The sequence below is a fragment of the Catenulispora pinisilvae genome (assembly GCF_015356865.1).
Lineage (GTDB): Bacteria > Actinomycetota > Actinomycetes > Streptomycetales > Catenulisporaceae > Catenulispora > Catenulispora pinisilvae.
On sequence record NZ_JAAFZA010000526.1, the window covers coordinates 1 to 1002 of the forward strand.

1 pseudogene is annotated in these 1002 nt (G+C 66.6%); it reads left to right on the forward strand.

Features of this window, described 5'->3' with window-relative positions:
• Positions 1-131 (forward strand): annotated as a pseudogene (locus IZR01_RS54660) (malonyl CoA-ACP transacylase); the annotation flags it as partial.
• Between the last annotated feature and the right edge of the window lie 871 nt (positions 132-1002).

A 1002-nucleotide genomic window follows, 5' to 3' on the forward strand; every position in this document is an offset into this window, starting at 1 on the left:
CCACCGACCCGACCCGCCTGGCCGCCTTCAACCGCTGGCTCGACCAGCGCCGCCGGGCCCTTGTCACACACGCGCCGGGCTTCGAGCACCCCGGCGATCCCTCGCAGCCTGACAACACGCACCGGCACTAGGGCCGACCAGCCCGACCCGCACCCGCCAGCTCAGGATGCGCATCTCCGGGACTGCCGCGTCGCCAGACGCCAGACCGGCGGCTGAACCCACCGACGCACCAACCCCGCACCCCCGATTTCTGCACTTCTCCGGTCGGTTTTCGGTTCGTTCCCCTCGGTCGCGTCGGCAGGGCTTTGCCTACAGTGCCGGTTCTCGGGAGTCAAGTTCGCGCTGTACGCGGCCGCCGCCTGCACGCCTGACCGCAGCGCGCGGACTTTACTCCCGGGGTTCGGCGCTGTACCCCTTGGGGCTGACGACGCGAGCGAGGGGAACGAACCGCACCACCTCAGGGACCGCCGCCGCTGAGACTGGCTCGGCCACCCTATGGAATTGCGCCAGTTCCCCGAGGGAGCCGAGAGCCCCGCCGGAGGCGCCGGCTCTTCATCACAGTCTTTGATCTTGATCTGGCTCTTGATCTTGCCGTTGATCCGGCTTTTGATCTGGCTCTTGTTCCGACCTGCCGGAGTTGAAGAGGCCTGAGGTGGGGCGGGGTTGTGAACGCGTAAACCGGCAGCAGACAGACACACCCGCCGACCCGAACCCCGAACCGGCACGACTATGACCGAAGGCCGTAAACAGCTTCTAAAACCCACAACCCAACCGCAACCCGGCTCGAAGACTCTCCGCCTCGAAGACTTCCCGCCTCGAAGGCCTCTGCCTCGAAGGCTCTCCGCCTCGAAGACTTCCCGCCTCGAAGGCCTCTGCCTCGAAGACTCCCCGGCTCGAAGACTCTCCGCCTTCCCTCGAAAGCTCCCCGCCTCGAAACTCCCCACCCCAAAACTCAAGACAGATGCCGGGCCATCACGCATCGCCCCCCATCAGCCCCGCATC